Origin of the sequence: Roseibium sp., assembly GCF_965232425.1 — a bacterium.
In the GTDB taxonomy this organism is placed as follows: Bacteria; Pseudomonadota; Alphaproteobacteria; order Rhizobiales; family Stappiaceae; genus Roseibium.
The window spans coordinates 542,706-561,421 of sequence record NZ_OZ246971.1 but is presented as its reverse complement, the minus strand read 5'-3'; the positions used below and the strand labels follow the sequence as shown (position 1 = coordinate 561,421).

Below are 18,716 nucleotides of genomic sequence, written 5' to 3'. Positions count from 1 at the left end.
TAAAGAAAATCTGATCTACATTTATGTGGTTAATGGCCCGTTAACTGCACAGCTCCGCCTGAAACTGCGCGTCTGCGCATTATCAGAAGGAGTGCATTGACATGCCCAGCTTACCCGCAACACGTCCCGTCATCGGGACCAATGAAGATGATGTTTTGAATGGCTCGAAACACTCCGACGTAATGTCCGGACGTTTCGGTGACGATCTCCTGACCGGCAAGAACGGCAATGACGAAATCTGGGGCGGAACCGGAGACGACACGCTCTACGGCGACAACGGCAACGACATTCTCTACGGCTCGGGCGGTCCGAGCCTCGTGCAGGTAACGTCGGTCGAGATCACTGACGACTATCCGGTTTCCGTGGTGTTCGAGGGTGAAACTGCCGGCTACCGCAACACGTTCGGCTACTACAAGATCGCCGAAGACGGCACGATCCAGGATGTCGAGTTCATCTGGCCGAACGCCTCGCTGCAGGGCAGCGGCGGCAATCTCATCGCCGGCGAAACCCGCGAATTCCTGGATGTCAGTGCCGGCGACCGTGTCGCGTTTTTCATTGTGTCCAACGGCTATAGCCGCAACGGCGGATATTCGCATCTCGATATGGAAAACGGCACGCTCGAATTCCAGAACTCCGATGGAACGCAGGCAACGCTCGACAGCGACAGCCCGCGCCTCTATCACATCGCACCTGATGGCACGAAGACGCTCATCCAGTACGATCCGTACCACACCGCCGCATATGGCGACACGGTCGACCTGAACCCGGACAATATCCTTCACACGACCGGCGTCCTGAAAACCGACGCGGGCACGCTCACCCTCGGGTTTGAAGATCTCTTCAACGGCGGCGACCGCGATTTCGACGACAGCGTTTTTACGGTCGATATCGGTCTCGCCAACGCCCTGGTCCTGAACGCCCACTACAATCAGGGCTCCGGCGGCACCGACCCCGAACCCGGCAACGGTGGCGACACGCCGGTTGTCATCGAACGGTCCGACAATGACCACCTGCATGGTGGCACCGGTGCCGATGAACTTCACGGGCGGTCCGGCGACGACTGGCTCTACGGCAACAACGGCAATGACGACCTGCACGGTGGCAGCGGCAACGACACCCTTTATGGAGGGTCGGGCGAAGACAAGCTCTACGGCAATTCCGGCAACGACATCCTCCATGGCGGTCAGCAGAACGACGAGCTGAACGGCAACAACGGCGATGACACGCTTTACGGCGAATCCGGCGATGACACGCTCAATGGCGGCTCCGGCAATGACACGCTGGATGGCGGCAATGACGATGACACGCTCAACGGCGGCTCCGGCGACGATGTCATGCAGGGTGGCTATGGTGACGACACGATGAACGGCGGCACCGGCAACGACACCATGGATGGCGGCAACGGTGTCGACATGCTCATCGGCGGCTCCGGCGACGACATCATGCAGGGCGGCTACGGCGAAGACATCCTCAAGGGCGGTGCCGGAAACGACGAACTGCGCGGTGGTCACAACAACGACAAGCTCTACGGCGGTCACGACGATGACACGTTCTACGGGGATGCCGGTAACGACTACATGCATGGCGGCCAGGGTAACGACACCGTCGACTACTCCGCCTTCGGCGTCGACCTGTCGATCCTGCTCCACAACAAGAAGGCCCATGGCCTGGAGATCGGAACGGACACGTTGCACTTCATCGACAACATCAAGTCCGGGTCGGGCAACGACATCCTGAAAGGGACGTCCGGTGTCAACGTGATTGACGGCGGTGCCGGCAATGACGAGATCAGGAGCCTCGGCGGCAGCGACACGCTGACCGGCGGCACTGGCATCGACACGTTCATCTTCCGCAGCTACGACCTGAGCGGGTTGGACCTCATCACCGATTTCGTCATCGGCACGGACTTGCTGGATTTCAGCCACCTTGCCGGCAGCGATGATGACCAGACCTTCCTCGGCAAGCTGCAGGCGACCGGATCCGATGGTGACACGCTCCTGTCCGTCGACCTGTCCGGAGACGGCAGCTACAACGACATCTGCACGCTGAGCGGTGTTGGTGAGCAGTCTCTGCAGTTCCTCTATGACAATGATTGTTTCGTTTTCTGAGGATTGAATTCTGACATCCAGACAGGCCGCGGAACTTGTTTCGCGGCCTGTTTCCGCTCCCCGCACACGTTGAAATCTTTGCAAAATGGGAAAACCTCCGGGCCGCACAGGCCGCCGGGGGTTTTTCATTTTGCAAAGCCATTCCCGGGCATTTGAAAGTAGAATTTAAGAAAAATTCAAAAAATCAATGAGTTAATGAAAATTGGTCGTGTTCCGGATCAGGCGTTAATCACGTTGGGCCGTTGGCATCCCAGTTGCAGAAGGTTCGCTGTCGACGCAACAATGGGAAGCAAAACTTGGAAATCATTCACGAAAGACCCAGCCAAAGGCTGCACTACCGGGTAACGGCGCCGATGCGCGTTGCCGTCGGAGAGCAGTCTTTCGACGCTGTCGACTGGGGTCTTGGCGGCTGCCGGATTGCAGGCGTCTTTCGTGAGCTTCCGGAAGTCGGTTCCAGCCAGACATTGCTGTGTACCCTCCCGTTCCAGGGCTTCAACATCACGCTGAAGGCCGACGCCGAAGTCATTCGCCTTGACGAGGAAAAAGGCGAGGTGGCTTACCGCTTCGTGCAGCTCGGTGAGCGTGAGACTGCGCTGATGCAGCACTTCGTCGAAGATCTTGTGCGCGGCAAGATGACGGATGTCGCCGACACGATCGTGCGCATCGATACACCCGTCACGCCTGTTCCGACAAAGCCTGATCCCAACCCGGTCGAGGCCCTGCCGGTCCGGCGCTGGCCGGTCAGACAGATCGTGATGACACTGTTCTATTTCGCCCTCGGTGCGGTGGTGTTCGGCTATGTCGGGCTTTACGTCTTCGCAACCCTCTTCCGTCTCGAGGTTACGTCGGCGGTCGTCACGTCCGAGCGGCAGGCGATCACTGCACCGGCAAACGGCCGGGTCCTGACGGCACAGCATGGCGTTGGCGACGTCGTTGCCGCCGGACAGGTTCTGTTGGTCATGGAGGACGGACGGCACGAAGAGACGTTGCGCCGGGCACAGTCAGCCCTGGCCACGACCCGTGCGGAGCTTGCCGAAACGGAGGCCTTGCTTGCCGAGGAAAACCGGAAAGCCGAAGGCTACGCCCTTGTCGCGCGCAACAATGTCCGCCAGGCGGGATCTCAGGTCGAAGGGCTGGAGCTCGCGAAGGAAAACGCTCTCCTCAAGGTCGAGCGCATGCGCTCCCTCGCGAAGAAGGGGCTGGCGCTTGCCGATGACGTCGAGGCCGCGGAGCTGGAACTCAAGTCGGTCATCTCGGACCTGGAACGCAAGCAGATCCACATTCAGGAACTGGAAGAGCTGATTGCCGGCGGCGACAGTGTCCGGCTGTTCACCGGCAACGCTTTTGCTGGACGCCTTGCTGAGATGAGGGCGAGGGTGGCAAGGCTCAAGTCCCAGGAGACGTTCCAGGCGTCCATGGTTCAGGACCTGATGGACAAGGAAGCCCGGCTGAAGGTCGCCGCTCCTTTCGCGGGCCTCATCAAGGAAAGAGACATACTGGAGGGCACGTCTGCCAAGCAGGGCGAGCCGCTGCTGGTGCTTGAAAGGTCAGCGTCGGAAGAGGTCAGCGCCTATCTCACCCAGGACGAGGTTCTGCATATCCGTCTTGGAACCACCGCCAATATCTTCGTTCCTTCGGAAAACCGCTGGGTGAGGGGTACGGTCGACCACATCGATCGCACGGATGGTTTTGTTGATGAAGTGTCGGAAACCTTCCGGTTCAGGGCCCCGGATGCACGCTCCGCAAAGGTGACGCTCGTACCGGACGGCGAGGCATTCCCGGCCAGCGGCACGCCCATCACGGTCTATTTCGAGCGCCACCGGAACAACATCGTCTTCCGGACCGCCCAGCAACTGGTGAGCGGGTTGTGATGGCACAGGACAGATCAACCCTTCCCTACAAGGTCGACGAGATCATGCACCAGCCAAAAGGCTGGGCGAAGTGGACGCCCTGGGCCCTGTTCCAGATCGCGCTCTATTTCGGCTGCTGCTTCATCGGCCTAACGATCTTCGAAAACGTGTTCTTCAGCCCGTCCACGAAGGAAATCACCTTTGTCATCGGGCTTCTGGGCATCTGGCGCTACGGCTGGTGGTTCACCCATGCCGTCCGAGCGTGGATCTACGGCAAGTTCGTCTATCCGTCGATGCGCGATGCGGGCAAGAAGGTCTGGGACGATGGCTGGCGCCCGCGGCATCTGCATTTCATGATGACCACCTACAAGGAGCATCGCGACATCACCGAGAAGGTCATCCGCTCGATCTGCCGCGAGATCAGGGACGCAGGGGTTCCCGGCACGATCTGGCTCGGCTCGGGCGACCGCTATGACGAGGAGCTGATTTCCAACCTGCTCGTTCGCGAATGGTCGGATCTGGATGTCACGCTGCATGTCGTGCGGCAGAACCAGCCGGGCAAGCGCCTCGCCATCGGCCTCGTGCTGCGCGCGATGAGCCGCGGCAATGTCGAGGCCGACGACCTGATCATCTTCATGGATGGCGACTTCATTCTGGCACCCAACGCCGTTGGTGCCTGCCTGCCGCTGTTCAAGCTCTATCCCGATCTTCAGGCCTGCACCACCGACGAGGAAGTGCTCTGCATCGGACCGCGTTGGGTCGCCAACTGGCTGACCATGCGGTTTGCCCAGAGACGTCTTGCCATGCAGTCCCACTCCCTGTCCGGCAGGGTTCTGACGCTGACCGGACGCATGTCCGTTTTCCGGGCCAATCACCTTGTGAAGCTGAAGTTCATCCGTCTGCTGGAGGCAGATCACCTGGAACACTGGCTCTGGGGCAAATTCCGTTTCCTGTCCGGCGACGACAAGAGCACCTGGTACTACATGCTGCAGTCGGGTTGCCGCATGCTCTACGTACCCGACGCCATGGGCTACACGGTCGAGGTGATCGAAGGGTCCGGCATGGACCGGATGGTGCAGAATTTCCGCCGCTGGTCCGGCAACATGCTGCGCAACGGCTCCCGGGCGCTGGCGCTCGGTCCGCACCGCATGCCGTTCTTCATCTGGTGGTGCCTGCTCGACCAGCGGGTCTCCATGTGGACCATGCTGGTGAGCCCGGTCCTCGCCGTCTGCACGTCTTTCCTCTACGACCCGCACTACATCTTCGGCTACGTCGTTTTCATCTGCATCACGCGGATGCTTCTGTCGCTGTTCCTGTTTCAGTATGCGCGCAAGGTGGATCTCAGCTATCCGTTCATCCTCTACTTCAACCAGCTCATCAATGCGTCGGTGAAGGTCTATTGCATCTTCCGCCTGTCGAAGCAGCGCTGGTCGAACCGGGGGGACCAGCGCGCAGGCGAAGGCGACGGTCTCATTGCGACCCTTCAGAACTGGATGGCAAGCTATCTGACCTTTCTTTACGTCACCATGCTCTTCCTCGGCGTCTGCCTGATGGCCGGTCTCATCGATCCGCCGAGCAGCGGCATGATCACCTACCTGCTGGGGTGGACGGCCTCGGTTTGACGGTTGATACGGTTTCCAATTTTGCAAAACGCGCATTTTCAAAATCGGACAGAGGGCGACTTCCCAAAATCAGAAAATCAGTTCAAGTATCTGTATTTATTAAGTTTTTCTAGATAAGTGCGTGCTGGCCCGGTTCTTGTTTCTAAAGACCCAGAAACAATTTCAGGGGCTTTGCCATGAGACCGACTTCAAGACTCTACACCGCCGCCATGGCCATGACCGCGATGATCGCGCTGGCTCCGGTCGCGTTCAATGTCGTCGTCGACGCGTTCGATCACAACCGGCTGGTGGATCTTGACCTGAACAAGAAGGAAACCAGCGTCAAGGCGCATTACCCGCTCTACAAGATGATCGAGTATCCGCGGATCAAGGCATCGACCGTTGTTCTCGGAGACAGCCGCGCACGGGCGCTTCAGGACAAGTACTGGCAGGAACTCGGCCGTGACGACGTCTACAACTTCGCCTATGGCGGGGCGACCGTCTACGAGATCTACGACACGTTCAAATACCTGCGCGATTCAGTTGACCTCGAGACGCTGATCGTGAGCCTGCCGCTCAGAAGCATGGACGCCCGTTTCAAGGGCGGCATGAACCGAGTTCCCGAAGCAATCGCGCTCGCCGACAATCCCTTCGGCTATTACACCAACTGGTTCGTTACCAAGACCGGATGGCGCCTGCTCGAGGAACGCTATCCGACCCTGACGGGATCTTTCGAAGACATCTCCTTCTGGCCCGTTCAGGAAGCCAGGGCGGCCGATTTCAACGCGATCGGCACGCTCTCGGTCGAAGCGCTTCTCGATCCGGCCCTGTGTGACGAATGCGCCCTGAGCACTTCGGTTTCGGCCCTGCGGCTTCCGGCGGTTTACCACGGACACGGTTATGGCCTTGGGCGCTGGGGCAGGTACTGGCCCGAAATCCTCATTGAACGTGACCTGCCGCAGCTTTTCGCCAAGCAGGTCGGCACCAACGGTGCGGCCGACTGGCGCCGCTTCAAGCAGTCGGATGAGCTGTGGGGCATGGTCGAGGAAATCGCCTCCTGGTCCGCTGATAACGATGTGGATCTCATCTTCCTGATCCCGCCGACCATCTCCGAGATGCAGCGCCGGATCTCCGATTTCGGGCTCACGGCCGCCAATCACAAGTTCCGTGAGCGGCTTTCAACGCTGGCCCCCGTCGTGGATCTGGATTTCGACACGCCCTTCACGCGCGACCTGGGGAACTTCACGGATGCCTATCACTTCAGTTCCGACCCGGCGCGCCGGATCGTCGGCGAACTGCTGATGCTGATCGACCGTGACCCGGAGCATGTTGCGCTGGCAGCCAAGCGCCGCAAGGACCTGGTCTGCCCGGTAACGCCGGCTGAAACGGCAACATCCCACAAGGAAGGCACGTTGGAACTCCTGGAAGGCGTCTCCTGCAGAATCTGGAGGCAGAACAATGGCTAAACCGTTCTTTCCGTTTGAAGAAACAATCATCTGCGCAACAGGCCTGATCATTGGTGCCATCGTCGCCGCGGGTTTCAAGGAAGCGCAGATCCAGACCCCTCAAAAGCACGAAGAGCAGGAATGCTCCTGCAACGAATACGAACTGCTGCTGAACAAGGTCAACGTTGGCCGGCTGGATACGGAACTCACCCTGGAGGTGCTGCTATGACCCGGATGAACAAGAAATCGCTGCTTTGGAAAGGGCTCTTGCTCGGAGCTGTATTCGGTGTCGCCGGTGCCGTGGCGCTCTCCTCCGACACCACGCCGGTGAAGGCCAAGTCAGAGCGGATCGACCCGACCATCGAGGAAATGATCAAGCAGGCGCGCGGTCTGCAGAAAGTTGGCCGCTGGGAAGCGGCAGCCGATATTCTGACCCAGCTTGCCAACGACGGTCATCCGGTCGCGCTTTTCCATCTCGGCAGAGCCTACAAGAACGGCTGGGGCGTCGAGGCCGACTTGGACCAGTCGCGACTGATCTTCATGGAAGCCGTCCGGTATTCCTTCGCGTTTCGTGGCGAGACAGCCTACGAACTCGGCCGTCTGTTCCAGCGCTCGTCCGGCGAACATTGTGCCGAGATTGCCTTGCAGTGGTTCCTCAAGTCACTTGAGTGGGACTATCCCAAGGCGCATGTGCAGCTTGCCAAGCACTATGAGCGCGGCATTGGTGCGGAGCGCGACCTGAACGCGGCCTTCCACCACTACGAACAGGCGGCCATCGCCGGGTATCCCTCGTCCACCATCAATTATGCACGCATCCTGCTGACGGGCCGTTACGGTCTGACCCCGGATCCGGACCGTGCCCGTTTCTGGGCGGAGCGTGCCATCACCGGTCTTGAGCAGAAAGCCCGCGACGGATCCGCGAGCTCGGCAAAGACGCTGGGTCGGATTTACCGCGATGGCGAATTCATGGCCGCCGACCGGTCGCTCGCGGGGGACTGGTTCCTGCGCTCGGCAAACCTTGGCGATGCCGGCGCGATGCACGATCTCGCACAGATGCTCCTTACGGGGGCACCGGACGACGAAAACACCGCTGAAGCTCTGAAGTGGCTGCGGCTGGCGGCGACCGCCGAACACGGCGGTGCACTGACCGCACTCGCCCGTCTTCACCTCAAGAGCAAACACGGTCTCGAGCCGGACGCGGCAGTCACGTTGCTTGAACGCGGCGTTGCCGTCGGTCATCCCGGTGCAATGCAGGAACTCGCCCGGCTGTTCGCCGAGGGCGGCCTCGTGCTCCAGGACCGCCAGAAGGCAATCGAGCTGGCCCGGAAGGGAGCCGATCGCGGCCACCAGGGCAGCACCAGCCTGCTGGAAAAGCTCCTGCAGGAAGACGAAGCAAATCTGACGGTTATCGAGAAATCCGTTCAACCCGTTGCTGACAAGAAGGAGGGCTGAGTCATGGTCTTCAGTTCATTGGAATTCATCTACCTGTTCCTGCCTCCGGTCCTGATTGGATACCTGATCCTCCGGCACTTCGGCTGGGAAAACGGCATCATCTGGTGGCTCATCCTGGCTTCGCTTGTCTTCTATGGCTGGTGGACGCCGATCTATCTGCCGCTGCTCTTGGGCTCGGTTGTCATCAACTACGGTTTTCATCGCGTTCTGCGCGCTGTGAAGGACAAGTTCATCCTGGTCAGCGGGATTGTCTTCAACCTCGCGCTGATCGCGGTTTTCAAATATGCCGATTTCTTCATCGGCAACGCGAATGTCATTGCCGGAGCGGATATCCCGCTGCTGCACCTGGTGTTGCCCCTGGCGATATCGTTCTTCACGTTCCAGCAGATCTCGTTCCTGATCGACACCTGGAAGGGTGATGTGACGGACTGTGATTTCCCGCGCTACATGCTCTTCGTCGTGTTCTTCCCGCAGCTGATTGCCGGGCCGATCGTGATGCAGAAGGAGACCATCCCGCAGTTCAAGCTGCCGGTCTTCAAGAACAAGCTGGTCCTGAACCTTGCTGTCGGCAGCACGCTGTTTGCCATCGGTCTGTTCAAGAAGATCGTGCTCGCTGACGGCATCGCGCCTTATGCCAATGCTGTCTTCAACATGGCTGAAACCACGTCGGGAGTCCCGTTCGAGGCTGCCTGGATCGGGGCGCTGGCCTATACGTTCCAGCTGTATTTCGACTTTTCCGGCTATTGCGACATGGCGCTGGGTCTTGCAAGGCTCTTCGGCATCCGTTTGCCGGTGAACTTCAACTCGCCCTACAAGGCCACCAGCATTTCCGATTTCTGGCGCCGCTGGCACATCACCCTGTCGCATTTCCTGCGGGACTACCTCTATATCCCGCTTGGCGGCAATCGCAGTGGTCCGGTGCGCCGCTATTCCAACCTGATGATCACGATGCTGCTCGGCGGCCTGTGGCACGGTGCCAGCTGGACCTTCGTTTTCTGGGGCGGCCTGCACGGCGCCTACCTGGCCATCAATCACGGCTGGTCGGCCCTGGTTTCTGCCGGCTACGTTCCCTCGATCCTGCCCAAGCCGGTTGGCAATGTTCTCTCCCGCGGCATCACCCTCTTGGCCGTCGTGGTTGCCTGGGTGTATTTCCGCGCCGAGAGCTTTGACGGTGCCAACAACATCATTCTCGGCATGACCGGCCTGTCCACAGTCTACGAGCCCACGCTCTGGACCACGATGGTCACCGGAACGGCACCGGTCTGGGCAGCGATGATCTGCCTAGCGGCGATTGTCTTCCTGTTGCCGAACTCGATCGAGTTCACGGAGAACTATAACCCGATCCTCGGCCTGAAGAAATTCGTGTCGCAAAGGCATTCGGACGGTTTCCTGCCGGTGCGCTGGAAGCCGACGGCAGGCTGGGCGGCAGCGGTGTCCGTTCTGTTCGGCGTTGCGCTCATCCAGACCTACCGCCTGGCCGAGCTGACCGAATTTATCTACTTCAACTTCTAACCGGTTGGTTGAAATGCGATATCTGTTTCAGATTCTTGGTCTTTCCGCGCTCCTGTGTGCCCCTGGCACCCAGGCAGCGGGGGCGGATCCTTCGGGCAGCAAGCTGTCCTTGCCGGTCCAGAAGATGTCGGTTGATCTTGAGACCGGCATCGTCTCACGCCAGGGAGTACGCGGGCTTTGCCTGGAAACGGTCTCACAGGCCGGGCCTCACAAACTGGTCGTCCGGAAGAACCCGGGCGACGATCGTCCCACGGTCACGGTCAACGGGATCGAGCAGGATTGGGTCGCGGACGCTTCCGGACACGCTCGGATGGGAGCGCTGCGCCTGGCCCGGGACGGCTCCCTGGCCGTTTTGCGCACCTGGAAGACCGGGGAAAAACAGACCGAACTGCTGCAGGACGGACAGATTGCCAGGAGCTGGACGCGGGACAGGTCCGTGAAACTGCTGCGCTACACGACCGACGCGGTGCTGCTTCTGGAACGACAGGCGGCGCAAGCCTGGCGTCTCAACAGATATCCCAGGAACCCGGACGGACAGGTCATGGCGCAGGCGGAGACACTCGTCGACTTTGGCACCTGTGAACCCGGTCGCATGCGGATTGCCGGAAACGTGCTCTGGGCCCAGCTCGACTGCGGCGCAGGTGAAGACAAGGGTATCTACAGGATTGATCTCACGTCTGGAACCATCGGCAAGCCAGTGATGAGTTCGCGAGGGGCGGAGTTCACGAAGCTGCCGAAGTCGTTTGAACTTTCGGGCGGCCAGACGGTGATGGACGTCTCCGGTACGCCTGCCGCCCTTCGGTTCTTCTATGCCGTTTCGGGCCTGCTGCTGTCCCAGACAGGAGAGGTTCGTGCGTGTTCTTCCGATGCAGAGGGACTGCAGAGCTGGAACCAGAGCTATCGGCTGCGCGCGCTGTCGTCCCTTTACGAAAAAACCGGCGCGGAGGTTTTTGCCCGCCTGGCGCTGAAGTCCATGCGCCTGACGCTTGCCGCAAACGACGCTTTGCAAAACCGCGCGGATCCCGATCGACCGCAATGCGGATGGAGTTCGACGATCTACGGAACAACCCCGGGCGAACGGCTGACCCTGATGATCAACCAGGCGATGATTGCCAATGCGCTCACGGCTTCCTGCAAGACACTCGACAATCTGTGTCCGCAGGACCTTTTGAAGCAGATCTCCGAAACGAATGCCTGTCTTGCCCGTGCGTTCGAACCTGACTTCGATGCCGATCTCGGCCTTTACCGCATCAATGGAGAGATCGACTTCCGCTTCGCCGGCAAACCCGCTCCGTGGAACTGGCAGATTGCCTTTGCCGGAGTTCTGGATGCATTGCCGGACAGGGACCTCAAGGCAAGGGCGCGCGATATCGTCGGCGTGTTTCTGGACGAGTGGGAACAGGATGAAAATGGCGGTCTCTGGCGCTATTGGCCCGCAGGCTACTACCGGGAGAAGGGGTTGACACCCGAACAGCTGTCCACCCAGAGATATGAGGATACGGGCCACGCAGGGATCACGCTTCTTACACTCGGCGACTTTGTGTCAGGAGCGCGTGCCGAGATTTCCGAAGCCGTGCAAAAGCGTCTCGACTACCTGCTGGACTTCGGCATTGCGACGCCCCGGGACCTTGATGGAGGAGGGCCGCAGGGCGATCGCTGGTTTCCTGCAAGCGGCTGGAGCCACTACGCGACACCGATGTTTGAAGACATCTATTCAGCGCCCGTGCCCGGACAAAACTCGGCTGACACGCTCTACGCCTATTCCCGCCTGTTCGATGCCTCGGAGCCGTTTCAGCTGACGATTGACGTCTACAGCTGCACGGATCTTTGCACCCGCGAGAAGGAACTTTCCTACGCAAGTCTGGACGCCTTCATGAGCGGCAATCCGTTTTTCCGGATTTCGACGGAAACCCTGGGAAACTGAAAGGCTGCGGGAGCAGGTATGTCACCGCCTTAAATCGAAAATTCATAACCAATGGGGAGGATGGACCAAAGTGCGTGAGCAAGGGGGGCGGGTCCGGCAAAGGGAACCGAGGGGACAAAGAATGCGCAAGTGGATCCGGGAACTGACAGTCGATGCCACATTCTGGCTGGTCCTGGTCTTCATTTCAGCGTCGGCCATTGCCGCGTACGTGATTGCCGTTGACTTCGGACAAAAGGCGAGAACGGCAGATCTGTCTGCAGCGGCCCGCGCGCAATCGGAATTGCTGACGGCCGCGCGGTCGTTCTATTCGCGCGAGGTGGTGGACAAGCTTTATTCCTCGCAGGATGTCTCGGTCAGCCATGACTATCACGACAAGGACCTGACAATTCCCGCGCCCGTGTCGATGACCCTGGCGCTTGAGGACGAATTGAAGGCGCAGGGAGCCAGCAGTGCCATCCGGATGCTGTCGACCCATCCCTGGCCGTGGCGCGAGGACCGGGCTCTGGACGCGTTTGAAACGGCTGCCCTTGCCGCAATCGAGAAGGACCCGACCAAGCCGTTTCAACGCCTTGAACAGCGCGAGGACGGAACCTTCTTCCGCAGTGCGTCGGCGGTGCGCATGGAAGAAAGCTGCGTCGCCTGTCACAACACCCATCCTGAATCGCCGAGAACCGTTTGGGAAGTCGGCGATGTCAGGGGACTGCAGGAAGTCATCATTCCCGCAAGTGCGCTCTACGGGACCGGGTTCACCTCGATCGACAACCTGATCTTCATGCTGGCGATCGCGTTCGCCGCAGCACTTGCCCTGACCTTCGTGCTGTCGCTTCAGCGCCAGCGCGCCATGCGGCGTCTCGCCGGTCTTGCCGAAGCGGAACGTGAAAAGAACGACGCGCTGGTAAAGGCCACATTGCGCGCCGAAACGGGCGAAGCGCAGGTCAGTGCAATTCTGGATACGATGCTGGACGGGGTACTGACCCTCTCGCCATCCGGGGAAGTCCTGAGCGCCAACAAGCGGGCTCTGGCCATGTTCGGCGCGTCTGGAAGCGGTGATCTGGTCGGCCGGCTGATCAGCGATATTCTCCCCGACACGGGCGAGGAGGAGCTGCCCTTCGAATGTTGCCCGGGCGCGGCAACGTCCATCGAGACGTCCGGCAAACGCCTGGAGGCAACCGGCCGGCGTCTGGACGGCGGCGAATACCCGGTCGAGATGTCCCTGTCGGAGGTGGTGATCGACGGATCGGCCACCTTCACGGCGATCTTCAGGGACCTGACGGACCGGAAGGCCGCGGCTGCAAAGATCAAGCAGGCGGAAACCCGGCTTGTCGATGCGATCGAATCTCTGCCGGACGGCTTCGTGCTCTATGACGCCGAGGACCGGCTTGTCCTGTGCAACAGCAAGTACAGGGAGTTCTACAGCTCCAGCGCGGATCTCATTCAGCCGGGGGCGAAATTCGAGGAGATCATCAGAAAAGGCGCCATGCGCGGCCAGTACCAGGTCAACGAGGATATCCTGGAAGACTGGGTCGCCATGCGCATGGAACGTCACCAGAACCCGGGCGCGCCCATGGAGCAGCATCTGGATGACGGTCGCTGGCTGCGGGTGATCGAGTCGCGCACGAGCGAAGGCGGAATGGTCGGCTTCCGCGTCGACATCACGGAACTCAAGAACCGGGAAGCCGAGCTCAGGCGCAACGAAGACCTGTTGCGCAATGTCGTCGATGCGTCCTTTGACGGTGTCATCGTCATGAACGGGGATGGCATCGTGCTGGATTTCAGTCCGGCGGCCGAGGATGTCTTTGGCTGGACAGCCACCGAGCTCATCGGCAGGAAGATGTCCGACTACATCATCCCGGACCAGCACCGCAAGGCGCATGATGGTGGCCTTGCCAGGTTTCTGGAGACGGGCGAGGGGCCGGTTCTCGGAAAGCGCATCGAAATCGAAGGCCTCCACAAGGAGGGTCATGAGATCATCGTCGAACTGGCGATCCGGCACACCCGGGGCGCCGAAGGACCGCTGTTCCTCGGATATGTCCGCGACATCACCGAGCGCAAGGCCGCCGACGCGGCCCTCAGGGACGCCAAGGAAAAAGCCGAGGCCGCGAACGAGGCCAAGGCCAAGTTCCTGGCGATGATGAGCCACGAGATCCGCACGCCGATGAACGGGGTACTCGGCATTCTCAGCCTGCTGCGCGACACCGATCTGAACCCGGCTCAGGCCGACTACGTCAAGACGGCCCGCGAGTCCGGCCGGTCCCTCCTGGAGCTGATCAACGACATTCTGGACTTTTCCAAGCTCGAGGCCGGCCGCATGGAACTGGACATTGCGCCGTTCCGGCTCAAGACACTCGTCAAGAGCGTGGTCGACCTGTTCAAGCCGATCGCCCAGGACAAGGGGCTGCAGCTTTCCATGAAGTATCCGTCCGATCTGCCTCACAACGTCGTGGGGGATTCTGGCCGTTTGCGGCAGGTCGTCCTGAACCTGGTCTCGAATGCCATCAAGTTCACCGAGATCGGCTTCGTCGAGATTTCCGTCGACATCACCAAGGATGATCCGGTCGAGCCGACGTTCCGGTTCTCGGTCCGGGATTCCGGGATCGGCATACCGGAGGACAAGCATGAAGCGCTCTTCGGCGATTTCGTCACGGTCGATACGAGCTATACCAAGAAAGAGGGCGGAACCGGGCTTGGCCTTGCGATCTGCAGGCAGATCGCGCACCTGATGGACGGAGAAGTTTTCGTTGAAAGCGAAGAGGATGTGGGCAGCACCTTCCAGTTCGTCGTGCCGATCCGCCTCGCGGACGACCAGACGGTGGCGCTGGACGAAGACCACCCGCACGAACAGGCAGAACTGCCCGACAATCTGACCATTCTTCTTGCCGAAGACAACGCGACCAACCAGATCGTGGTCAGCCATGCCCTGCGCAGCGCCGGCTGCGACATCGATATCGCGAATAACGGCAAGGAGGCGGTTCAGGCCGCCTCGAAGCGCGACTACGACTGTATCCTGATGGACATTTCGATGCCGGAGATGGACGGGATTGAAGCCACGCGCCGCATCAGGCAAGGGCAGCGCAATCTCAAGACCCCCATTGTCGCGCTCACCGCCTATTCGCTGCGCGGTGACCGGGAACGTTTTCTCGACTCCGGCATGTCGGATTTCCTGGCAAAGCCGGTTGAAAAGGAAGACCTGCTTGCCTGCATATCCCGCAATGTTTCCCGGATCGTTGCCGGCGAGCCCGAAACTGTTCCCTCCGGAACGAAGGCGTCTCTGGAAGCTGCCAGGGAAATCCTCGGTACCATGCCGGACGAGTTGAAGCAGAAGCTGCTGCAGCAATTCGTCGACGATACGCTGAAGCGCCGGACCGCCGCGCTTGAGGCAGCCGAGGCAAACGAACCGGAAAAGCTCGAACAGGCGACGCATGCCCTCAAAAGCGTGGCCGGCACATTCGGCGCCCTGGAACTCGCAACGATCGCGACCACGGTCAACACCCTGGTCCGCGACGGCAAGGAGACGGCGGCCATGGGTAAAATGGACGATCTTTCCGACATCTGTGACCGCACACTAACGGAAGTTAAAGCATTGGCAGACGAAATAGGTGTACAGATATCTCTTGAAACCTGATGGATGATCTGCGCCGCGGAAGGAGCACGAGGTGAAAGTTCTGATCGTTGAAGACGCTCTGCCGCTTGCGACGGTGTACGGTCATCAGTTGTCACGCGCAGGTCTCGACACGGTTCACGTGGAAACAGGAACGGACGCCCTGGCGCGGCTGCGCAAGGGCGGCATCAGCGTCGTTCTCCTGGATTTGCAGCTGCCTGACATCAGCGGAATGGACGTCCTGGCGACGATCCGCGAAGAACAACTTCCCGTAACCGTCGTGGTCGTCACCAGTTCCGGTTCCATCAAGACGGCCGTCGACGCCATGCAGGCCGGCGCTTACGATTTCATCGTCAAGCCGGTCGCAGAGGAGCGTCTCGTTACGACGACGCGCAACGCGCTTGAGCGCGAAACCCTCACGGAAGTTGTCGAAGAGGTGCGCAAACCCGCTGCCGGCAAACTTCAGCATGGTTTCGTCGGCTCGTCCCTGCCGATGACCGCTGTCTACAAGATGATCGAAAGCGTGGCGCGTTCCAACGCGTCCGTCTTCATCACGGGCGAAAGCGGCACCGGCAAGGAGGTTTGCGCGGAGGCCATTCATCGCTCCAGCCCGCGCGCCAAGAAGCCCTTCGTTCCGCTGAACTGCGCCGCCATCCCGAAGGATCTGATCGAGTCCGAGATCTTCGGCCACATCAAGGGTGCGTTCACCGGGGCGACGTCGGATCGCGATGGCGCGGCCGCGCGCGCGGATGGCGGCACGCTGTTTCTTGACGAAATCTGCGAGCTGGAACTTGCCCTTCAGGCGAAGCTGCTGCGTTTCCTGCAAAGCGGCACGGTCCAGAAAGTCGGCAGCGATGCACTCAAGAAGGTGGATGTGCGCATCGTATGCGCCACCAACAGGGACCCGCTTGCCGAAGTCGAGGCCGGAAGGTTCCGCGAAGACCTGTTCTACCGGCTGCACGTTTTGCCCATCGGCCTGCCGCCCCTGAGATCCCGAGGGGCCGACGTCCTGGAGCTGGCCAAGCATTTCCTGACCCAGTTCGCCGGCGAGGAAGGAAAAGCGTTCGAAGGGTTTTCCGTGGAAGCGGAAGAGGCGTTGCTGTCGCACTCCTGGCCCGGCAATGTGCGCGAAATGCAGAACACCATCCGGAACCTCGTCGTCCTCAATGAAGGTCCGTTCGTGGAAGCCGGCATGCTGACGACGCTTCAGGGACGCGCGCCCGCGCCGAAGATCCAGGCCGAGCAGGCAGCGGTTCAGAGCGTTGCCCCCCAGGCCGTTCCCGGTGACAGGGCGGTCGCGGCTGCGGCGGGCTCGTGGCCGGCGATTACGGTGTCGTTGGGACAACCGTTCGAACAGCTCGAGAGGCAGATTATCGAGGCGACCATCGACGCTTGCGGCGGAAGCCTCCCCAAAACGGCCCGAACCCTGCAGGTCAGCCCTTCGACGCTCTACCGGAAGAAGGAAATCTGGGCGGAGCAAGACGAGGCTGCGGTTTCGGACGACGGGCTCTCGGCGGAAAGCGCCTGAGGACCCGTTCCGTTTGGTCAGCCCCGGTTAGCGCAAAAGCGCTTCGGCAATGCCGATCGTTGCAACATGCGACGTCACGGGAAACTCGCCTCTCAGCATTGCCTCGCGCAGATAGGCGCGCCGGCGTGTCAGCAGCACCGCTTCCTCAAGGTCGTCCGAACAGGGTTCGCCAAGTTTGATGACGTGGCTGGCAACAAACACGTGTGCCCGCGCGATGCCCTGGTTGCCGTGAAGGACCAGCGACGGACCCGCCATCCATCTGCCGCCGCCGTAGCCGGTCTCCTCCAGCAGTTCGCGCCTTGCGGAAAACTCCGGATCTTCGCCGGGATCGACCTGCCCGCCGGGAAGCGTCAGGCACACCTGACCGGCACCGTGCTTGTACTGCCTTAACAGCAGCACTTCATTGTCTTCCGTGACCGCGTAGACCGAGGAGAAGGACGGAAGGTCGATCCGGAAGTAATCGTCGATGATCCGGCTGTCGGGCAACTGCACGGTTTGACGCAAGACACGCAGGCTCTTGCCGGAATCGTAGACGGTATCGCTTTGAAGCACCGACCAGTGCGGGTCATCCAGAACGATCGGAGAGGCCTTCATTGCCAGGCTCCCTGGAACAGGCGGCTGGGGGCCGCGATCTTGGGCATAACGGTTTTCATCGAGCGTTTTTCGTAGCTGAGCAGCTGGCTGATATCGCTCGGACCGGCAACGGTCGACAGAACATTCCGGCTCAGCAGCGCATCGCACATGGGCTTGGCGTAACCGCCGGCGGCCGTCTTGCCGAGATAGGCAATGACACGTGCCGCCTTGTGACGCCGCAGCATCTGGTTCTGCACCTCGGCCGTCGAAAAGGAATTCGGCGTGATCAGCAGGCTGGTCTGGGTGTCCTTAAAGATCGCGTGATCCGGGAAACGGCGCGAAAACGACGCGATGAAGCTATCGAGTTCCCGGTGTTCGTTCTCCCAGGCAAGATAGGCCTTCTTCGCCGTCCGCCCGACACGGGTTCCGGCAAGACAGATGCGCAGCGTCGCGGAGCCGCTGTCGATCAACGGGGCCTGCTTATTTGGATAGGCGCTATGGAGCACCATCCGGGCGACATATTCGTAGACCTCGTCGGAAAAATCATGGTCGTGGCGGACCAGCAGTTCATTTCTCCGCCAGAATTCCGTTCCGGCGGACGTGAAAATGCCCGCAAGCCGCCTGCGCAACCGGGAAGGGATACGCGAAGCCGTTTCGGTATAGTTCAGATTAGACAGGATGTAGCAGGACCGCTGTTCTGCAAAATCCGCCAGGTAGCCGGCAAAGGCGTGGTCCATTTCTCCATGGTTGGCGTCCAGCAGCGCGTTGGCATCGAAAAGAAAGACGTTCTCTCGCGGTGCGTCCTGCGATGTGCCGAAAGGAACGGCGACCTTGCCGACGGTGTCGAAGTGTGTGTTCGAATACATTGCTTTGCCTCCTCGAATTCAGACTTGCGGAAGGCATTGCAAATCGGCGGCCAAATATCGGTAGTGAGAAAAATATATAAAAACCAATGTTTTATAGATTTTTTTCTATCGGGGTGCTCACTCGGCGCGAGAAAGTTTTGCGAAATGGCAAAACGCTTTTCTTGATTTCGAAAACGCCGCGTCCCGGAACTGTCGATGGCGTGGACGCTTTATATATAGGGGCTCGATCAGCGGCCGGTGGTCTGGGGTATGGACTCAC

General features: G+C 60.2%; 12 protein-coding genes. 10 read left to right on the top strand and 2 right to left on the bottom strand.

Annotation, left to right across the window (positions count from 1 at the left end):
• Nucleotides 1-101: 101 nt before the first annotated feature.
• From ACO08A_RS02640 to ACO08A_RS02595, 10 genes are all read left to right on the top strand, one after another.
• On the top strand, nt 102-2,108 hold the full coding sequence (locus tag ACO08A_RS02640) for a DUF4114 domain-containing protein (protein ID WP_422039705.1): 2,007 nt from the start codon (nt 102-104) through the stop codon (nt 2,106-2,108).
• Between the two features lie 296 nt (nt 2,109-2,404).
• Nucleotides 2,405-3,979 (top strand): HlyD family secretion protein, encoded by a 1,575-nt coding sequence (locus tag ACO08A_RS02635; RefSeq protein ID WP_422039704.1) that lies wholly within the window; start codon nt 2,405-2,407, stop codon nt 3,977-3,979.
• Entirely contained in the window at nt 3,979-5,580 is a 1,602-nt protein-coding gene (locus tag ACO08A_RS02630; protein ID WP_422039703.1) for a glycosyltransferase, read from the top strand. The genes ACO08A_RS02635 and ACO08A_RS02630 overlap by 1 nt, the downstream gene beginning before the upstream one ends.
• Before the next feature lie 176 nt (nt 5,581-5,756).
• Nucleotides 5,757-7,025, top strand: coding sequence for a hypothetical protein (locus tag ACO08A_RS02625; RefSeq protein WP_422039702.1), 1,269 nt, complete (start codon nt 5,757-5,759; stop codon nt 7,023-7,025).
• Nucleotides 7,018-7,233 carry a hypothetical protein gene (locus tag ACO08A_RS02620; RefSeq protein ID WP_422039701.1) on the top strand — a complete coding sequence of 72 codons (216 nt, stop codon included), beginning with the start codon at nt 7,018-7,020 and terminating at the stop codon, nt 7,231-7,233. The genes ACO08A_RS02625 and ACO08A_RS02620 overlap by 8 nt, the downstream gene beginning before the upstream one ends.
• Nucleotides 7,230-8,456: a tetratricopeptide repeat protein gene (locus tag ACO08A_RS02615; RefSeq protein ID WP_422039700.1), complete on the top strand. Its 1,227-nt coding sequence runs from the start codon at nt 7,230-7,232 to the stop codon at nt 8,454-8,456. Before ACO08A_RS02620 ends, ACO08A_RS02615 begins: the two co-directional genes overlap by 4 nt.
• 3 nt (nt 8,457-8,459) lie before the next feature.
• Nucleotides 8,460-9,968 (top strand): MBOAT family O-acyltransferase, encoded by a 1,509-nt coding sequence (locus ACO08A_RS02610; protein ID WP_422039699.1) that lies wholly within the window; start codon nt 8,460-8,462, stop codon nt 9,966-9,968.
• Nucleotides 9,969-9,981: 13 nt separating this feature from the next.
• Nucleotides 9,982-11,892 carry a hypothetical protein gene (locus tag ACO08A_RS02605; RefSeq protein WP_422039698.1) on the top strand — a complete coding sequence of 637 codons (1,911 nt, stop codon included), beginning with the start codon at nt 9,982-9,984 and terminating at the stop codon, nt 11,890-11,892.
• A gap of 121 nt (nt 11,893-12,013) precedes the next feature.
• Nucleotides 12,014-15,514 carry a PAS domain S-box protein gene (locus ACO08A_RS02600; protein ID WP_422039697.1) on the top strand — a complete coding sequence of 1,167 codons (3,501 nt, stop codon included), beginning with the start codon at nt 12,014-12,016 and terminating at the stop codon, nt 15,512-15,514.
• A gap of 31 nt (nt 15,515-15,545) precedes the next feature.
• The gene (locus ACO08A_RS02595) at nt 15,546-17,018 is read left to right on the top strand and encodes a sigma-54-dependent transcriptional regulator (RefSeq protein WP_422039696.1); all 1,473 of its coding nucleotides are present in this window, start codon (nt 15,546-15,548) and stop codon (nt 17,016-17,018) included.
• 27 nt (nt 17,019-17,045) lie between these two features.
• On the opposite strand, the gene ACO08A_RS02590 is transcribed toward ACO08A_RS02595, so the two are convergent.
• Nucleotides 17,046-17,612: an NUDIX hydrolase gene (locus ACO08A_RS02590; RefSeq protein ID WP_422039695.1), complete on the bottom strand. Its 567-nt coding sequence runs from the start codon at nt 17,610-17,612 to the stop codon at nt 17,046-17,048.
• Nucleotides 17,609-18,457, bottom strand: coding sequence for a hypothetical protein (locus ACO08A_RS02585; RefSeq protein ID WP_422039694.1), 849 nt, complete (start codon nt 18,455-18,457; stop codon nt 17,609-17,611). The genes ACO08A_RS02590 and ACO08A_RS02585 overlap by 4 nt, the downstream gene beginning before the upstream one ends.
• Between the last annotated feature and the right edge of the window lie 259 nt (nt 18,458-18,716).